This is a genomic window from Sphingomonas sp. RS2018, from assembly GCF_054489605.1.
Genome location: NZ_JBTMWL010000003.1, coordinates 54535 through 71449, shown reverse-complemented (window position 1 = coordinate 71449; position 16915 = coordinate 54535). Strand labels below are relative to the sequence as shown.

Sequence of the window (16915 nt, the reverse complement as noted above, 5' to 3'; positions counted from 1 at the left end):
ATCGCGTCGGCCTCTCTGTGGTGGAGCTCCGTTCGCAGTCGCAGCATTTTGGTATCGAGCGATCATCCCGCTGTCAACGGCGTAACGATATGTCGCCGCTCACGCCTTCGGGAGGTGGATCGTTGCCGTAAGGCCGCCGCCTCCCCGGTTGACGAGGGTCAGCGTGCCCCCCTCCGCCTCCACCGCGCGCACGACGATCGGCAGGCCAAGACCGAAGCCGGACGTGTCGCGCGTCCGGGCGTTATCGAGTCGCACGAACGGCTGGAGCACGCTCTGCGCCGCGTCATCCGGGATGCCGGGGCCGTCGTCCTCGACGCGGATGGCGATGCCGTCGCCGGTCGGATCGAGATACAGCCGCGCGTTGCCGCCATAGTGCAGCGCGTTCTCGACCAGATTGACGATCGCGCGCTTCAGCCCCGACACGCGCACCAGCCGCTCGCAATGATCCGGCCCGTCATAGTGCGCGTCGCGCCCCTGGTCGGCGGCGTCGCTAGCGATCGTCTCGCACATCACGGCCAGGTCGCTGCGGACCGGCGTTTCGCTGTCGCCGTCGCCCCCCAGATAGGCGAGCAGCGACGCGACCATGTCGTCCATCTCCGCCACGTCGCGCTGGATCGCCTCGCGCGTCTCGTCGTCATCGACAGAATCGGCGCGCAGCCGCAGGCGGGCAAGCGGGGTACGGAAGTCGTGGCCGACCGCGGCCAGCGCCTCGGTCCGGTCGGCGATCAGCCGGTGGATGCGATCCTGCATCGCGTTGAACGCCGCGATCACGCGTCGGACCTCGCCGGGGCCACTTTCCGGAACTGTCTCGACCGCGCCGTGGCCCACCCGGTCGGCGACCCGCGCCAGCCGCCGCATCGGACGCAGCACGTGCGAGACGAGTACGCCGCCCAGAAATATGAGTGCGATCGCCGGTGTCACCGACATCAGCAGCCGCCCGATCGCGAAGTCGAGATCGCGCAGCGGCTCCAGCGTGCGGAAATACAGCCACGTCCCGTCGTTCAGCGCGACGCCGCCGGCGATGAAGCCGTTGCGCCCCGGCGACGTCAGCCGCAGCCACAGGCCGTGCTCGGCCAGATCGGGCTCCCAGTCCAAAATCTGCCGCTGCATGTCGTCCAGCCGCGGCGCGACGCGCGGCGGCTCGGGCCGCTCGGTCTGCCAGCGGACGAGATAGCGGGTGGTGGTCAGTTCCTCCGCCATCGTCGCGCGTCGCACCAGCGGCTGTTCGGCGACCAGCCGGCGCGAGATGACGAGATGTTCGGCCAGCCGATTTGCCTCGTCGTCGCGGACGGAGAAGTGACTGGCGCGTTCGTAGAGATAGGCGGTAGCGCCGAACTCGACGAGCAACGCGAGCAGCAGGATCGCGAAGATCCGGCCGATGATCCCGACCGTCAGCCGCCTGAGCAGCCTCAACGCCGCTCCACGGGCACGTTCAGCATGTATCCCACGCCGCGCACGGTGATGATCGGCGCTGGCTTGCCCGCGCTGGACAGCTTGCGGCGCAGGCGGCTGATGAGCACGTCGACGCTGCGGTCCGAGCTGTCGCCCAGCCGCGTGCGCGACAGTTCGATCAGCCGCTCGCGCGCGATCACGCGCTGCGCATTGTCGCACAGCGCTACCAGCAGGTCGAACTCCGCGCCCGTCAGCTCGACCGTCGCGCCGGTCGGCGAATGCAGCTCGCGTCGCGGCAGGTGGACGGTCCAGCCGTCGAACGTCAGTTCGCCCTTCTCGCGCTTGGCCGAATCGCCCTCGCTGCCATGGCGGCGCAGCACCGCGCGGACGCGGGCGACCAGCTCGCGCGTGCCGAACGGCTTGGCGAGATAGTCGTCGGCGCCCAGCTCCAGCCCGATCACGCGATCCGTCTCGCTACCCTTCGCCGACACGAAGATGATCGGCACGTCGCTGTCGCGGCGGATCGCGCGGCACAGGTCGATGCCGCTGGTGCCCGGCAGCATGATGTCGAGCAGGACGAGGTCGACCGGTCCCTGTTCGAACGCCAGCCACATCTCGGGCGCGGAGCCGGCGGGGCGGACGGCATAGCCGTTTTCCTGCAGCGCACGCGCAGTTAGCGTGCGCAGCGGCGGATCGTCTTCGACGAGGAGGATGGTCGGTGCGGTCATATCGATCGGTGCTGCGCTATATGACAGCTCGGGGTCAGCGCTCCAGACATATTTCGTCACGCCCGCCGCACCGTCGAGCAACCCGGGGGCCCTAGACCCACGACTGTTCCTGCGAACGGCGCCGTCGATTCTGTCCCCAAGCGTGTCGATGGCGTCCGCGCTACGCCGCCGGCCCACCCTCCCTCCACCGGGCCGGCGGCGGCGCGACATCGGCAAGCCGCCACAAGCATTTCTATCTCGCAATCGCGCCCGCCCGACGCCAGATGGCGGATATCCGGCGGCGCGGACGCGTTCCCGACCGCAGCTACAGCCCGGCCGCACCACCCTTGCGGTGCGTCGCGGTTTCGGTTCACAGGACTGCGCATGACTTCCGAGATCCAGACGCCCCTCCCCGTTTCGTCCGCCCCCGTTTCCGCGGATGGCCCGCGCCTGCTCCCCGAACACGCCGCCTTTCCGCGGTGCCGGGTCGAGTGGGTGAAGCACTGGAACGAGCATCTGTTCAGCTTCGCGCTGGAACGCTCGGCCAGCTTCCGCTTCCGCTCTGGCGAATTCGTGATGGTCGGCCTGTCGATCGACGGAAAGCCGCTGATGCGCGCCTATTCGATCGCGAGTCCCGCGTACGACGACAAGCTGGAGTTCCTGTCGATCAAGGTGCCCGGCGGCCCGCTGACCGGCCCGTTGCAGGGCATCGTCGCGGGTGACGAGGTGTATCTGGGCAAGAAGCCGACCGGTACCTTGGTCGCCGACGCGCTGCTGCCGGGCAAGCGGCTGTTCATGCTGTCGACCGGCACTGGCCTTGCGCCCTTCATGAGCCTGGCGCGCGATCCCGACATCTACGACCGCTTCGAAACCGTCGTGATCGTGCATTCGGTGCGCCGCGTCAGCGATCTCGCCTATCATGACGAGCTGTCGAGCCGCCTTGCCGATGATCCGCTGATCGGCGAGCAGGCGGCGGCGCAGTTCCACTATATCCCCACCGTCACCCGCGAACCCTTCGCGCGGCAGCAGCGCATCGGCGCGATGCTCGACGACGGCAGCCTCTTCGCCGACCTGCCCGGCGGCAAGAACTTCGATCCCGAACAGGACCGGATCATGCTGTGCGGCAGCACCGCGATGATCCGCGAATTCGCCGACCGGCTGGAGGGCCGCGGCTTTACAGAAGGGTCGAACGCACATCCGGGCCAGTTCGTGATCGAACGCGCCTTCGTGGGGTAGCTGCGTCAACTGGTATCATTTGACACTATCTGGCAGCGATCCTATCTTGGTCCCCTGATCTTCGGGAGCGAGACTGATGGCCGATACCCTCGAACGAACCCGCACGGACGATGGCGCGAACCCGCTGGGCCTCGCGGGGTTCGAATTCTGCGAATTCACCTCGCCCGACCCGCAAGCGCTGGCGCGGCAGTTCGAGGCGCTGGGCTTCGTCGCCTCGCACACCCACCCGACCAAGGACGTCACCCGCTACGTCCAGGGGCGCATCAACTTGCTGCTGAACCGTGAGCATTCGGGGCAGGCCGCCGACTTCCGCGCCGCGCACGGGCCCTCGGCCAGCGGTATGGCCTTCCGCGTCGCCGACCCAGCCATCGCCTACGACCATGCGATCGCCGAGGGCGCGAGCGCGGTCGATGCCGCCGCGGGCACGCTCGGCGCCGACAGCTATGTGGTTGAGGGGATCGGCGGCAGCTATCTCTATCTCGTGAGGGCGGGCGCGGATCTCTATGCCGACTGGACCGAGGTTCCCGGCTGGCAGGATGCGGCGGCGGAGAACAACGTCGGCCTCGATATCCTCGACCACCTGACCCACAACGTCCGCCGCGGCGAGATGCGGACCTGGTCCAGCTTCTACGCGCGCCTGTTCGGGTTCCAGGAGCAGAAGTATTTCGACATCAAGGGCAAGGCGACCGGCCTGTTCAGCCAGGCGATGATCGCCCCCGACGGCGCGATCCGCATCCCGCTGAACGAGAGCCAGGACGAGAACAGCCAGATCGAGGAGTTCATCCGCGAATATCAGGGCGAGGGCATCCAGCACCTCGCCCTGACGACGCCGAACATCTTCGATACGGTGGAGAAACTCCGTGCCCGCGGCGTCCGCCTGCAGGACACGATCGAGACCTATTACGAACTCGTCGACAAGCGCGTCCCCGGCCACGGCGAGGACCTCGAGCGTCTCCGCCGCAACCGCATCCTGATCGATGGCAACGTCGGGGATGAGGGCATATTGCTCCAGATCTTCACCGAGAACATGGTCGGCCCGATCTTCTTCGAGATCATCCAGCGCAAGGGTAACGAGGGCTTCGGCAACGGGAATTTCCAGGCGTTGTTTGAAAGCATCGAGCTGGATCAGATCCGTCGCGGCGTGATTCAGGTCGATGCGTAAGGCATCGACCGCGATACCGAGCGAAGGTGAGGTCCGCGACCGGACGGCACGGTAAGCCGTGGCAAATGACACGGCTTTGCCGGGTCCGACGCCGCGGCGGTTGCGCGAGGCCAACGGCTGCGACACCCGACCCGTCGCCTGGCATGATCCGCTGTCCTACACACTTGCGATCTGCTCTACCGCTCCGTCGATCCGCCTACGCCAGCTATTGCCGGCGCCCGTCGCAAAAGTGACGACGGGGGACGAATGCAGGTCGTTTCGGTAATCTTTGGCGATCGCTCGATCGTCGATGCCGTGGATCGATCCGCCCCGGAATCGCATTGACGGGCTCAGGACGAACGAAGGTTTCACCACAATGTTCGACGCGCGATACATCCCCGGCTTCGGCAACCACATCGCCACCGAGGCCGTCTCCGGCGCCCTCCCCATCGGCCGCAATTCGCCGCAGCGGACACCATTCGGCCTCTACGCCGAACAGCTCAGCGGCACCGCCTTCACCGCGCCGCGTGCCGAGAACCGGCGCAGCTGGCTCTACCGCCTGCGTCCCACCGCGCAGCATGGCGCGTTCGTGCCCTATGCCGGCGCGCCGCACCTGAAGACCGCGCCGTTCGACGCCGTGCCCCCCAGCCCCAACCGGCTGCGCTGGGATCCGCTGCCGTGGCCCGAGGCGCCGACCGACTGGGTCGACGGGCTCGTCACCTATGGCGGCACCGGCAACGTCGCCGAACAGACCGGCGTCGCGATCCACCTCTATGCCGCCGCCACCGACATGGACCGCGCGTTCTTCTCCGCGGACGGCGAGTTGCTGATCGTCCCGCAGGAGGGTGCACTCGCGATCGATACCGAGCTCGGCCGTATCGACATCGCGCCCCTCCACATCGCCATCATTCCGCGCGGAGTCCGGTTCCGCGTGCGCCTGACGGAAGGTCGCGCACGCGGCTATGTCCTCGAAAACTACGGCGCGCTGCTGCGCCTGCCCGATCTGGGGCCGATCGGTGCCAACGGCCTCGCCAACCCGCGCGATTTCGAGACGCCGGTCGCGTGGTTCGAGGACAAGGACCAGCCGACCGAAGTCGTGCAGAAATTTCAGGGCGGCCTGTGGACCACCACGCTCGACCACAGCCCGTTCGACGTCGTCGCGTGGCACGGCAATCTGGCGCCCTGCCGCTATGATCTAAGCCGCTTCAACACGATCAACACGGTCAGCTTCGACCATCCCGATCCCAGCATCTTCACCGTGCTGACCTCGCCCAGCGACACGCCGGGCACCGCCAACTGCGATTTCGTGATCTTCCCGCCGCGCTGGATGGTGGCGGAGGGCACGTTCCGCCCGCCGTGGTTCCACCGCAACGTGATGAGCGAGTTCATGGGTCTGATCGCCGGCGAGTATGATGCGAAGGAGGGCGGCGGGTTCGTCCCCGGCGGCGCGTCGCTGCACAACCAGATGAACGGCCACGGCCCGGACGAGGCGAGCTATGCGAAGGCGGTCGCCACCGATCTGAAACCCGTGAAGATCGAGGGCACGATGGCCTTCATGTTTGAAACCCGCCACGTCGTCCGCCCGACCATCTGGGCGGCGGGGAGCCCGACGATGCAACTCGATTACGACGACGTCTGGACCGGCTTCGCCAAGGCGCAGCTGCCATGACGCTCCGGCTGCACGGCTATTGGCGTTCGGGCACCAGCTATCGCACGCGCATCGCGCTTGGGCTGAAGGGTCTGGCCTATGAGCAGATCGATATCGACCTGCGCACCGGCGCGCAGGGATCGGACGCGTTCCGCGCGCTCAATCCGCAGGGTCTGGTCCCCGCACTCGAAACCAGCGACACGGTGCTGACGCAGAGCCCGGCGATCCTCGAATGGCTGGACGAGACCTATCCCGATCCACCGCTGCTCCCCGCGCAAGCCGACGCGCGCGCCATCGTCCGCGCCATGGCGGCGGCGATCGCGTGTGACATTCATCCGCTCAACAACCTGCGCGTGCTGAAGCTGCTGCGCGCGGACTTCGCGATGACGGCGGAGCAGGAAGCGGCCTGGGCGGCCCGCTGGATCACCGATGGCTTCGCCGCGCTGGAGAAGCTGGTCGCGCAACACGGCCGCGGCTTCGCGTTCGGCGACGCGCCGACGCTCGCCGACTGCTATCTGGTGCCGCAGATCTACACCGCACACCGCTTCGGCGTCGATCTGTCGCCCTACCCCCGCCTCGTCGCGGCGGGCGAGCGGATGGAGGCGATCCCCGCCGTCGCCGCCGCGCATCCGTCGCGACAGCCCGCCGCCGACCCGGCATGACTGTAACGCCGCGCGTCCACGCGACCCCGCCCGGCGTCGCGCTCGGCCCGCTGACGCAGATCGACGATGGGGCTGCGCGCAATTTCGTCTTGCAACTGCGCGCCGGCCGCTTCCACGGCTTCGTGGTGCGGCGTGGTGAGACGGTCGTCGGCTATGTCGATCGCTGTCCGCACATGGGCGTGCCGATGACGCAGGTGCTCGACGACTATCTCACGCCGTCGGGGGACTACATCGCGTGCAGCTGGCACGGGGCGTTGTTCGAGGTCGATGATGGCCTGTGCGTGGGCGGCCCATGCACCGGGCAGCGGCTGACGGCCTGGCCGGTGACCGTCGCTGACGGGGTGATCGTGACGGCCTGACGCCCTTCCGCCGTTCGTGCTGAGCGAAGTCGAAGCACCTGGCGGACGGCAGGCCTTCGACTTTTCTCAGATCGAACGGTTCTTTTTACTTAGACAAAGTTCGCCGCACCGCATCCCGCCACCCCGCCATCAGCGGCGCCCGCACCGCGTCCGTCATCCACGGCTCGAAACACGCCTCCCGCGACCACAGCGCGCCGATCTCCTCCAGCCCCGACCACACCCCTGTCGTCAGCCCGGCAAGGAACGCCGCCCCACGCGCCGTCGCCTCCAGATCGGCCGGCCGCTCCACCGGTGTCGCGATCATGTCGGCGAGGAAGCGGCACAACCAGTCGTTCGCCGCCATCCCCCCGTCCAACCGCAGCGTCGCCGGCTGCGGCGCACCGTCCGCCACCATCGCCTCGACCAGGTCGAGCGTCTGGTACGCCACCGCCTCCAGCGCCGCCCGCGCCAGATGCGCGCCAGTCGCGCCCAAGGTCAGCCCGAAGATCGCCCCGCGCGCATCCGGGTCCCAGTGCGGCGCCCCCATGCCGGTGAAGGCCGGCACCATATAGACGCCGTGGCTGTCCGGCACCCGTGTCGCCATGTCGTCGGTCTGGCTGGCATGGGTGATGACGCCCAGCCCGTCGCGCAGCCACTTGATCGCCGCGCCCGCGACGAAGATCGAGCCTTCCAGAGCGTAAGCGGTCCGCCCGCCGATTCGGTAGGCGGGCGTCGTCAGCAACCGGTTGCGTGACGCCAGCGCCTCCGCGCCGGTGTTCAGCAGCAGGAAGCAGCCGGTGCCATAGGTCGCCTTCGCCATGCCGGGTTCGAAACACGCCTGCCCGATCAGCGCCGACTGCTGGTCGCCCGCCATCCCCGCGATCGGGATGGCCGCGCCGAACAACGCCGGGTCAGTCGTCCCGAAGACGTGCGCATTGTCCTCAACGGTCGGCAGCAGCACCATCGGTATGCCGAAAAGGTCGCACAGGCCGGCGTCCCACTGCCCCGTCCGGATGTCGTAGAGCGACGTGCGCGACGCATTCGTCACGTCGGTCGCATGCACCCGCCCGCCCGTCAGCCGCCACAACAGGAAGCTGTCGATCGTCCCGAACGCCAGTTCCCCCCGTTCCGCCCGCGCCCGCGCGCCGGGCACGCTGTCGAGCATCCACGCGATCTTGGTCGCCGAAAAATAAGGGTCGAGCAGCAGCCCGGTCCGCTCCCGCACCATGTCCTCCGCCCCATCGGCGCGCAGCCGCTGGCACGTCGCCGCGCCACGCCGGTCCTGCCACACGATCGCGCGGTGGATCGGCTCCCCGCTCGCCCGGTCCCAGACGACCGCCGTCTCGCGCTGGTTGGTGATGCCGATCGCCGCGATCCCGGCCGCGCCCACGCCGCTGCGTTCGATCGCCTCGCGCGCGGTCGCCAGCGTGTCGCGCCAGATGTCCTCGGCATCATGCTCGACCCAGCCGGGTGCCGGATAATGCTGTGCGAATTCGCGCTGGGCGATCGCCACCCGCCGCGCGCAGCAATCGAACACGATGCTGCGCGTCGAGGTCGTGCCCTGATCGACGACGAGGATGTGATCGGCCATTCGCCCCTCCTGATAAACCGTTCTATACGCCATCGTCGATGAGCGGCGAGCAAGACAATCCTGCCGATGCGGTCGACCTGCTGGCCGTCGGCGGTGGCATCAACGGGGCGGCGATCGCGCGCGATGCGGTTGGGCGCGGCCTGTCGGTGCTGCTGGTCGAGCAGGACGATCTCGCCAATCACACCTCGTCCGCCTCGACGAAGCTGATCCACGGCGGCCTGCGCTATCTCGAATATGGCGAGGTGCGGCTGGTGCGCGAGGCGCTGATGGAGCGCGAGCGCCTGCTGCGCATCGCCCCGCACCTGATCTATCCCCTACGCTTCGTCCTGCCGCAGACCCGCTCGCCGCGACCGGCGTGGATGGTCCGGCTGGGGCTGTTCCTCTACGATCATATCGGCGGGCGCAGTTCGCTGCCGAAGACGCGGACGATCGCGCTCGCCACTTCACCGCTCGGCGACGGGCTGTCGGACCGGACCGGCAAGGCGTTCGTCTATTCCGACGGCTGGGTCGACGACAGCCGCCTCGTCGTCCTGACCGCGCGCGACGCGTTCGAGCGCGGCGCGCGGGTCCATACCCGCACCCGTTTCGTCGCGGCGCAGCGCGAGGGCGACGTCTGGGTGGCAACGCTTGACGGCAGCGGCCCCGCCACCATCCGTGCCCGTGCCATCGTCAACGCCGCCGGGCCGTGGGTCGCCGACGTCATCGGCCGCATCGCCGGGGGCCGCGCCGACGCCTCGGTCCGCCTGGTGAAGGGCAGCCACATCGTCGTGCCGCGCCTGTACGACGGCGACCATGCGCTGATGCTGCAGAACCCCGACCGCCGCATCGTCTTCGCGATCCCCTACGAAGGCGACTTCACGCTGGTCGGCACCACCGACGAACCCTGGACCCGGCCGCCCGGCCCCGCGACGATCGACGCGGCCGAGACACGCTATCTGCTTGAAACCATCGCCCGCTATTTCAACCGGCCGGTGGCGGAGACCGACATCGTCTGGAGCTATTCCGGCATCCGCCCGCTCTACGACGATCATGCGAAGACGGCGGCGGCGGTGACGCGCGACTATGTCCTCGATGTGGAAGGCGCGGAGGGCGAGCCGCCGGTGCTGAGCGTCTTCGGCGGCAAGATCACCACGCACCGCAAGCTCGCCGAACATGCGCTCGACCAGCTTCGTCCATGGTTCGCGGACGTCGGCGGGCGCTGGACCGACGAAGCACCGTTGCCCGGCGGTGACATGCCCGATGCCGACTTCGCGCGCTTTCTCGCCACGATGACCGCCGCCTACCCCAAACTGCCGCCCGAGCAATTGTACCGCATGGCCCGCGCCTATGGGACGCGGTTGCCGACAATCCTTGGCGATGCCCGCTACAACGTCGATCCGGGCATCGACTTCGGCGGCGGCCTGTCTGCCCGCGAGGTCGATCACATGATCGCTGCCGAATGGGCCGTGACGGCGGAGGATGTGCTCTTCCGCCGAAGCAAGATCGGGCTGCATGTCACGCCGGGCCAGCGTGCGACGCTATCGAACTATATGATAGCTGCCATGCAAGAACGTGGGAGACTGTTGCATAAATAGCGCATCAATTATCAGTAAGTCCGGAAACGTACGTCGCATTACGGCCTATTGATACGCATCAACTCTCGCCTTTTGTCGACCGTCTACGCCTCTGTTCATGACAGCGGGGCAACAGGCATTGGCGCTCTGGCTGCGCAGACTCGAGATGCGGTCGCCGCTCGTCGAGAGCGACCGCGCCACGATCATGGCGCTGCCCGGGCAGATCCGTCACTTCCGATCGTCGCGCGATCTCGTGCGGCTGGGCGAACGTACACAGAGCTCTTGCCTGGTGGTCGAGGGCATGGTCGCGCGGTTCGGCCAGACATCGGACGGGCATCGTCAGCTGACCGCGCTTTACGTCCCCGGCGATATGGCCGACCTGCATTCGGCGGTGCTGCCATTGGTCAGCGCACCGCTCCAATCGACCGCGCAGGCGACGGTCTACGGCGTGCCACACGATGCCATCCGACAGGCGGCGGAATCCTCGCCGACGCTGGCGCGGGCGTTCTGGCGCGATTGCGTCGCGGACGCGCAGATCGGGTCGGAATGGCTGCTGAACATCGGCCGGCGCAGCGCACTCGCGCGTGTCGCCCACCTGATCTGCGAGCTGAAGTGTCGCTACGAACTGCTCGGCATGGCAAGCGGCGGCTTCCCGCTGTTCCTGACGCAGACGCACATGGGCGAGGCGCTGGGCCTGACCGGCGTTCATGTGAACCGCATGCTGCGCGACCTGCGCGGCCGTGAGCTGATCCGCCTGGACGGCAGCACGATGACGGTGCTCGACGACGCCCGGCTGAACGCCGTCGCCGATTTCGACCCCGACTATCTCCACCTGCGCCGCGAGGTCGAGGTTTAGATCACTCTCCGTGCGTCCGACGAGACTGGACGAGGGCTGTCGTGCCGCTATCGTCCGCCACGTCCCCCGACGTGAATGGAGAGTAATCCGATGGCCAACGGCACCCCCGCCGCACCGACACCCGCCGGCGTGTCGAGTTTCGAATGGCTGACGATCGCCAATCTGTCCGTCATCGCGATCTTCGCCGTGCTGGTGATCGTCGCGATCGTCTGGGGCGCGCGGCTGAAGTCGCAGCGCAAGGCCGCCGATGTCGAGCTGCGCGAGGATGCGGTTACCGAAACCCGGGTCGTGCCGAACCCCGCAGAGATTACCGAGCGGGAGACGCTCGACACCGTGCCGGTAGCGCCGCTGGCGAGCGACCCGACACCGGTCGTCGCCACCGCGCCGTTCGATCCCGCCCCTGCGACGATCGCCGCCGACCTCGCGACACCACCCCCGCCGCCTGCCGCCGCGGAGGACGATCTGACCCGCATGAAGGGCGTCGGACCGAAGCTCGCGGCGCAACTGCGCGATCTGGGCATCACCCGCTTCGACCAGATCGCCGCGCTCTCGCCCGCCGATGCCGACGCACTCGACGCACAGCTCGGCACCTTCCGCGGTCGGCTGTCGCGCGACCGCTGGATCGAGCAGGCAGGCTATCTGGCCAAGGATGACCGCGCCGGCTTCGAGGCGGCATTCGGGAAGCTATAGCGCCGGGCGGTCGGGCGAGCGGCGGGCGGGCGTATCGCCATTCAGTTCAGGTGGAGTCGAAAAGGGTGGTTTTGTGAGCATCGGAGCGCAGCGCACTTCAGGTGCGTGAGCACCGAAGCGCAGCAGAACCGCGCTTTGCAGGCCCGTCTGGACTGAATGGCGATACGCCCTAGGCGCGTTCGACCAACAGCTTGTCGATCTTGCGCCCGTCCATATCGACGATCTCGAACCGCCAGCCCTGCTCGATGAAACTCTCGCCCTCGACCGGCAGGCGCTTGAGCACCGCCAGCGACAGGCCGGCGACGGTCGCATAGTCGCGATCCTCGTCCAGCGTCAGGTCGAGCCGGTCGGCCAGCGCATCGACCGCCATCTGGCCCGACACCAGCAGCGACCCGTCCTCGCGCACCACCACCGCGGCATTGTCGCCGACGTGTGTATCGCTGCTCTGCTCGCCGGCGATCGCGGCCAGCAGGTCGGCGGGGGTCACCACGCCTTCGAAATGGCCGTATTCGTCATGGACCAGACCCATCGGCACATCGGCACGGCGCAGCACCACCAGCGCGTCCATCGCATCGAGCTGGTCCGGCAGCACCGGCGCGGTGCGCATCAGCGCGCGCAGGTCCAGCGTCTGGCCACGCACCAGCGCCTCGACGATGTCGCGCGACTGGACCACGCCGATCATCGCGTCGACCGACCCTTCCGCCACCGGCAGCCGCGTGTGCGGCGTCACCAGCAGTTTCTCGCGCAGCACCGCATCGTCCAAGCTGGCGTCGAGCCATTCGACATCGGTGCGCGGCGTCATCACCTCGCGCACCGGCCGGTCGGCCAGGCGGACGACGCCCGAGATGATGCTGCGCTCATGCTCCTCGATCACGCCCGACTTGGACGCCTCGGCGACGATCAGGTGCAGCTCCTCCGCCGTCACCTGATTCTCCGATTCGCGGCGCAGGCGCAGCAGGCGGAAAATGAGGCTGCTGGTCGAATCGAGCAGCCAGACGATCGGCTTCGTCGCGACCGCCAGCCATGTCATCGGCAGCGCCATCGCCGATGCGATCGGCTCCGGGCTGCGCAACGCGAACTGCTTGGGCACCAGCTCGCCGATGATGAGCGAGGCGTAGGTGGTCAGACCGATGACGATCGCGAAGCCCAGCGTCGCCGCCGTCTCCGCCGGCACGCCCAGCAGCTCCAGCCGCGCCGCCGTCGGCGTGCCGAGGCTCGCGCCCGAATAGGCACCGGCGATGATGCCGATCAGGGTGATGCCGATCTGTACCGTCGACAGGAACTTGCCCGGATCCGCCGCCAGCGCCAGCGCCGCCGCCGCCCCGCGCTTGCCCGACTTCGCCAGCCCCTCCAGCCGCGCCTTGCGCGCGGAGACGATCGCCAGCTCGCTCATCGCGAACACGCCGTTCAATGCGACCAGCGCCAGGATGATGACGACGTCGAACCAGGGATAGGGGGGGAGCGCGGTCATGGCGTGCGGCACTGCCATATGCGGGAAACCGGGGGCGGCACAACCGTCATCGTCATCCGTGGTTCAGTTCGCAGGTGGAACAAGCCATCGACGACACGGGTTCTTGGGCCCGAGTGAAGTGAAAAGGGAGTATTCCACGATGATCCGTTCCAAACTTTGGCTGGCGGCCGCCCTGTCGGCGACGACGCTGACCACGGCGTGCGTGACCGATCCGGAAACGGGCGATCGCCGCGTATCGCGCGCAGGATTGGGTGCGGGCATCGGCGCGGTCGGCGGCTATCTGCTCGGCGACCTCGTCGGCGGGCGCCGCGACCGGACGGAGAAGATCCTCGGCGCCGGCATCGGCGCGCTCGCGGGTGCGGGCGTCGGCGCCTACATGGACAAGCAGGAGCGCGACCTGCGCGCCCGCACCGCCGGCACGGACATCCAGGTCATCCGTCAGGGCGACGATCTCGTCCTCAACATGCCGTCGGGCATCACCTTCGGCTACGACAGCGCGACGGTGCAGCCGCAGTATCAGCCGACGCTCGATCGCGTGGCGCAGGTGCTGTCCGACTATAACCAGACCTCGATCGACGTGTACGGCCATACCGATTCGACCGGCAGCGACAGCTACAACCAGGGCCTGTCGGAACGCCGCGCCCGCTCGGTCGCCGATTACCTGTCGAGCCGCGGTGTCGCGCCCGTCCGCCTCGCCACCCGCGGTTATGGCGAGAGCCAGCCGGTCGCGTCGAACAGCACCGAAGACGGCCGCGCCGCGAACCGCCGCGTGGAGATCAAGATCGTGCCGGTGACGCAGGGGTAATGGTAATGGGGTGGCCGTCGGTGGAAGCTGGCGGCCGTCCAACCTCGGCCCAAGCAACCGTCATCCCCGCGGAGGCGGGGATAAATTGACGCAGAGCCGGGAGGCGTCCACCACGGTCAGCCAGAATATATTCCCGCCTTCGCGGGAATGACGGGATTTGAGGCAGCGCGACCGCCAATTCCTCAAAACGAAACCCGCGCCCGCGCCACCAGCCGCTCGCCGACATTCCGCGCATCCGCGAATGGCGAGATCACCGCACGATCCTCGATGTCCGTCCCGACATAATCGAGGCTCAACGTGACCAGCGGCAGGCTATAGTCCACCCCGACCCGCCAGTCGGTGTAATTCCCGCCCGGCCGCAATCGCGTCGCGCGCAGCGGATCATCGACACTCCCGGAAGACCGCCCCACCCCGGCGCGGAGGGAAAACGGCGTCGCCGGCACGCCAACATTGGCATCGGCCGACAGATAGACGTTGTCGCCACCGATCGCGCCCTGATCCGGCGCATAGAGCGCCCCGACCGTCAGCTGCGCCGGACCGAGCGTATAGCTGCCACTCCCGCCCAGCTCGACATAATCCATCCCGGCGTCGGCACCGGCAAACAGGTGGCCAATGCCCCGCGCGCGCAGGTCGATCGGGCCGACCGCGAACCGCTTCGACAGTTCGACGTCCACCACCGCATCTGCACCCGCGTGGCGCGGCGAACCCCGGAGCGTCACCGCCCGCGCCGAGAGATCGAACCCCGCCACGCCGACGATCGCATCCGCCGACAGCGCTGGATCGCCGTCGCTCCAGCTGATGCCCCGCCGCCGTTCGTCGGTCGTCGCCTCGACACCCGCCGACAGGTCCTGCGCCAGCGCCGGTTGCGCTGCGAGCGTCAGCAGCGCCGCCGCGCCGATCATGCCGATCCGCATCAACCCGCCCCGTCTGCGGCATGCGCCCGGTCGATATCGGCGATCAGCGCGCCGCGATCCTCCCGCGACACCGCCAGCACATGCGCGCGCATCTCGTCGCGCCGCGCGGCGACCTCTTCGCGGATCGCGCGCGCCTGCGTGCTGCACCAGCCGGGCCGCGATCCCGCGATGGCAGTCTCACGCGCGATCGATCGCGACGCGGTGCCGCGCGCGTGCTGCGCCGTCCGATCAACGCTCAGGTCGGCACGCCACGCGCACCGCAGCGTCGAGGCGCGCCCGCCCGGAGCAACCGACCCGATCTGACGGTGGGCGATGACGACGGTGGCGGTATAGCGCGCGTCGACCGCACCGCGCGGGTGATCGATGCGGACGCTGTGTTCGATGGCGTCGGTCGTCAGCAACGCCGCCGCGCCGATCGCCGCGGCGGCGATGAGGCTGTAGGCCATGATAGTCATCCTTCTGCGATGCCCCGACCCATGCCGGCCGGTAGCATGCGAAGGAAATGACCCAGCGTCCGTCGAGTTGCAAAACCCGCAACCCCGCCAGACATGATTCCTAACGCCGCTGCCAGAAGAAATCGCGCAACAGCGCCGCCGCCTCGCCCGCGCCGATCCCGGCGTAAACCTCCGGCCGATGGTGGCATGTCGACTGGCCGAACAGCCGGGGCCCATGCTCGACCGCCCCACCCTTCGGATCGTCTGCTCCGTAATACAGCCGCGCGATGCGGGCATGGCTGATCGCCCCGGCACACATCGCGCATGGCTCCAGCGTCACCCACAGGTCGCAGTCGCTCAGCCGCTCACGCCCCAGTTCACGCGCGGCGGCTCTGATCGCCAGCATCTCGGCATGCGCGGTCGGATCGTGCAGCGCGCGCGGCGCATTCGCACTGGTCGCGACGATCGCGCCGTCCAGCGTCACCACCGCGCCGACCGGCACCTCGCCTGCCGCCGCCGCGGCACGGGCGGCATCCAGCGCGGCGCGCATCGGCGGGGGCAGCGTGAACATCGCCGCCCCTTACCGCCCGATCAACGCGCCGTCACCGCCTCGGAACGCAACACGCTCCACAGCGCGAAGACAACGCCCGGCAGCCACCCGACCAAGGTCAGCACCACCGCGATCCAGAAGTCCCGCCCGCCGCCACGCTTCAGGAAGACGCCGAGCGGCGGCAGCAGGACGGCGGCGACGATCTGGACGGGACTGACGCTCACGGCTGCGTCGTGGCGTTGTCGGCCTTCTTGACCTCGACGACGGGCACCTGCACCGTCTTGTTGACGGTGCCCACGTCGATCGTGCCGACATCGACCTTGGGCGCCGTGCCCGACTGGACGCTGACCTTGGGCAGGCTGCCGCCGCCGATCGACACCATGCCGAGCGACATCAGGATGACGAGGACGATGGCCGCCAGGCCGAGAAGAACCAGAATCGCGCGCATAACCCCACTCCACAAAATCGAATCGATTGCGAAACCAACGCGCATGCACGGCGGCGGTTGCATAGGTCGAAACGGTGAATCGGTTGACGCCGTGGGCAGCACGCGGTAGGGGCGCGGCCTTTCCGGGCCGGTATTCGGCCCACTGGCGAATCAGGATTGCATCATGTCGCGCATCTGCGAACTGACCGGCAAGGGCCGGCAGGTGGGTAACAACGTTTCCCACGCGAACAACAAGACCAAGCGCACGTTCCTGCCGAACCTGCAGAACGTCACGCTGATCTCGGACGCGCTGGGCACCAGCGTGCGCCTGCGCGTGTCGACGCACGGCCTGCGCTCGGTCGAGCACAACGGCGGCCTCGACAACTGGCTGATGAAGGTCAGCGACGAGGATCTGTCGCTGCGCGCCCGTCGCCTGAAGCGCGACGTCCGCAAGAAGCTGGCGAGCGCGCAGGCGGCGTAAGCCGCGCTACGCTTCCCAC

At 68.3% G+C, this 16915-nt stretch carries 19 protein-coding genes; 10 read left to right on the top strand and 9 right to left on the bottom strand.

What is annotated here, in order from left to right; all coding sequences use genetic code 11:
- Positions 1-99 precede the first annotated feature (99 nt).
- Together ACX40P_RS09590 and ACX40P_RS09585 are read right to left on the bottom strand one after the other, a co-directional pair.
- Positions 100-1413 carry an ATP-binding protein gene (locus ACX40P_RS09590; protein WP_459126118.1) on the bottom strand — a complete coding sequence of 438 codons (1314 nt, stop codon included), beginning with the start codon at positions 1411-1413 and terminating at the stop codon, positions 100-102.
- Positions 1410-2120 (bottom strand): response regulator transcription factor, encoded by a 711-nt coding sequence (locus ACX40P_RS09585; protein ID WP_459126117.1) that lies wholly within the window; start codon positions 2118-2120, stop codon positions 1410-1412. Before ACX40P_RS09585 ends, ACX40P_RS09590 begins: the two co-directional genes overlap by 4 nt.
- Before the next feature lie 363 nt (positions 2121-2483).
- On the opposite strand from ACX40P_RS09585, the gene ACX40P_RS09580 reads away from it, so the two are divergent.
- The 5 genes from ACX40P_RS09580 (at position 2484) to ACX40P_RS09560 (ending at position 7145) form a co-directional block, all read left to right on the top strand.
- Positions 2484-3335 carry a ferredoxin--NADP reductase gene (locus ACX40P_RS09580; RefSeq protein WP_459126116.1) on the top strand — a complete coding sequence of 284 codons (852 nt, stop codon included), beginning with the start codon at positions 2484-2486 and terminating at the stop codon, positions 3333-3335.
- Positions 3336-3411: 76 nt separating this feature from the next.
- On the top strand, positions 3412-4497 hold the full coding sequence (hppD, locus tag ACX40P_RS09575) for a 4-hydroxyphenylpyruvate dioxygenase (RefSeq protein WP_459126115.1): 1086 nt from the start codon (positions 3412-3414) through the stop codon (positions 4495-4497).
- Between the two features lie 355 nt (positions 4498-4852).
- Positions 4853-6145 carry a homogentisate 1,2-dioxygenase gene (gene hmgA, locus ACX40P_RS09570; RefSeq protein WP_459126114.1) on the top strand — a complete coding sequence of 431 codons (1293 nt, stop codon included), beginning with the start codon at positions 4853-4855 and terminating at the stop codon, positions 6143-6145.
- Positions 6142-6786, top strand: coding sequence for a maleylacetoacetate isomerase (gene maiA / locus ACX40P_RS09565; protein WP_459126113.1), 645 nt, complete (start codon positions 6142-6144; stop codon positions 6784-6786). The genes hmgA and maiA overlap by 4 nt, the downstream gene beginning before the upstream one ends.
- Entirely contained in the window at positions 6783-7145 is a 363-nt protein-coding gene (locus tag ACX40P_RS09560) for a Rieske (2Fe-2S) protein (RefSeq protein WP_459126112.1), read from the top strand. The genes maiA and ACX40P_RS09560 overlap by 4 nt, the downstream gene beginning before the upstream one ends.
- Positions 7146-7230: 85 nt before the next feature.
- Here ACX40P_RS09560 and glpK read toward each other — a convergent pair whose 3' ends face one another.
- Positions 7231-8715, bottom strand: a complete 1485-nt coding sequence (gene glpK / locus ACX40P_RS09555; protein WP_459126111.1) for a glycerol kinase GlpK — start codon at positions 8713-8715, stop codon at positions 7231-7233.
- A 38-nt stretch (positions 8716-8753) separates the two neighbouring features.
- Between glpK and ACX40P_RS09550 the strand changes: the two genes are divergently transcribed.
- The 3 genes from ACX40P_RS09550 to ACX40P_RS09540 all read left to right on the top strand — a co-directional run bounded on the left by ACX40P_RS09550 (position 8754) and on the right by ACX40P_RS09540 (position 11814).
- Complete coding sequence (locus ACX40P_RS09550) at positions 8754-10289, top strand: glycerol-3-phosphate dehydrogenase (protein ID WP_459126110.1); 1536 nt, start codon at positions 8754-8756, stop codon at positions 10287-10289.
- A 97-nt stretch (positions 10290-10386) separates the two neighbouring features.
- Entirely contained in the window at positions 10387-11124 is a 738-nt protein-coding gene (locus ACX40P_RS09545; RefSeq protein ID WP_459126109.1) for a Crp/Fnr family transcriptional regulator, read from the top strand.
- 90 nt (positions 11125-11214) lie between these two features.
- Positions 11215-11814, top strand: coding sequence for a hypothetical protein (locus tag ACX40P_RS09540; RefSeq protein ID WP_459126108.1), 600 nt, complete (start codon positions 11215-11217; stop codon positions 11812-11814).
- A gap of 169 nt (positions 11815-11983) precedes the next feature.
- Here the strand turns inward: ACX40P_RS09540 and ACX40P_RS09535 are convergent, their stop codons facing one another.
- A complete protein-coding gene (locus tag ACX40P_RS09535; protein ID WP_459126107.1) occupies positions 11984-13285 on the bottom strand; it encodes a hemolysin family protein in 1302 nt (433 codons plus the stop codon).
- A gap of 139 nt (positions 13286-13424) precedes the next feature.
- Between ACX40P_RS09535 and ACX40P_RS09530 the strand changes: the two genes are divergently transcribed.
- Complete coding sequence (locus ACX40P_RS09530; protein WP_459126106.1) at positions 13425-14090, top strand: OmpA family protein; 666 nt, start codon at positions 13425-13427, stop codon at positions 14088-14090.
- A gap of 182 nt (positions 14091-14272) precedes the next feature.
- Here ACX40P_RS09530 and ACX40P_RS09525 read toward each other — a convergent pair whose 3' ends face one another.
- From ACX40P_RS09525 to ACX40P_RS09505, 5 genes are all read right to left on the bottom strand, one after another.
- Positions 14273-15004 carry a TorF family putative porin gene (locus tag ACX40P_RS09525; RefSeq protein ID WP_459126105.1) on the bottom strand — a complete coding sequence of 244 codons (732 nt, stop codon included), beginning with the start codon at positions 15002-15004 and terminating at the stop codon, positions 14273-14275.
- On the bottom strand, positions 15004-15450 hold the full coding sequence (locus ACX40P_RS09520; protein WP_459126104.1) for a hypothetical protein: 447 nt from the start codon (positions 15448-15450) through the stop codon (positions 15004-15006). Before ACX40P_RS09520 ends, ACX40P_RS09525 begins: the two co-directional genes overlap by 1 nt.
- A 109-nt stretch (positions 15451-15559) precedes the next feature.
- Positions 15560-15988 (bottom strand): nucleoside deaminase, encoded by a 429-nt coding sequence (locus ACX40P_RS09515; RefSeq protein WP_459126643.1) that lies wholly within the window; start codon positions 15986-15988, stop codon positions 15560-15562.
- A 41-nt stretch (positions 15989-16029) separates the two neighbouring features.
- Positions 16030-16212, bottom strand: coding sequence for a YqaE/Pmp3 family membrane protein (locus tag ACX40P_RS09510; RefSeq protein WP_459126103.1), 183 nt, complete (start codon positions 16210-16212; stop codon positions 16030-16032).
- Positions 16209-16436 (bottom strand): hypothetical protein, encoded by a 228-nt coding sequence (locus ACX40P_RS09505; RefSeq protein ID WP_459126102.1) that lies wholly within the window; start codon positions 16434-16436, stop codon positions 16209-16211. Before ACX40P_RS09505 ends, ACX40P_RS09510 begins: the two co-directional genes overlap by 4 nt.
- A gap of 163 nt (positions 16437-16599) precedes the next feature.
- On the opposite strand from ACX40P_RS09505, the gene rpmB reads away from it, so the two are divergent.
- Positions 16600-16896 (top strand): 50S ribosomal protein L28, encoded by a 297-nt coding sequence (gene rpmB, locus ACX40P_RS09500; RefSeq protein ID WP_459126101.1) that lies wholly within the window; start codon positions 16600-16602, stop codon positions 16894-16896.
- Positions 16897-16915 lie beyond the last annotated feature (19 nt).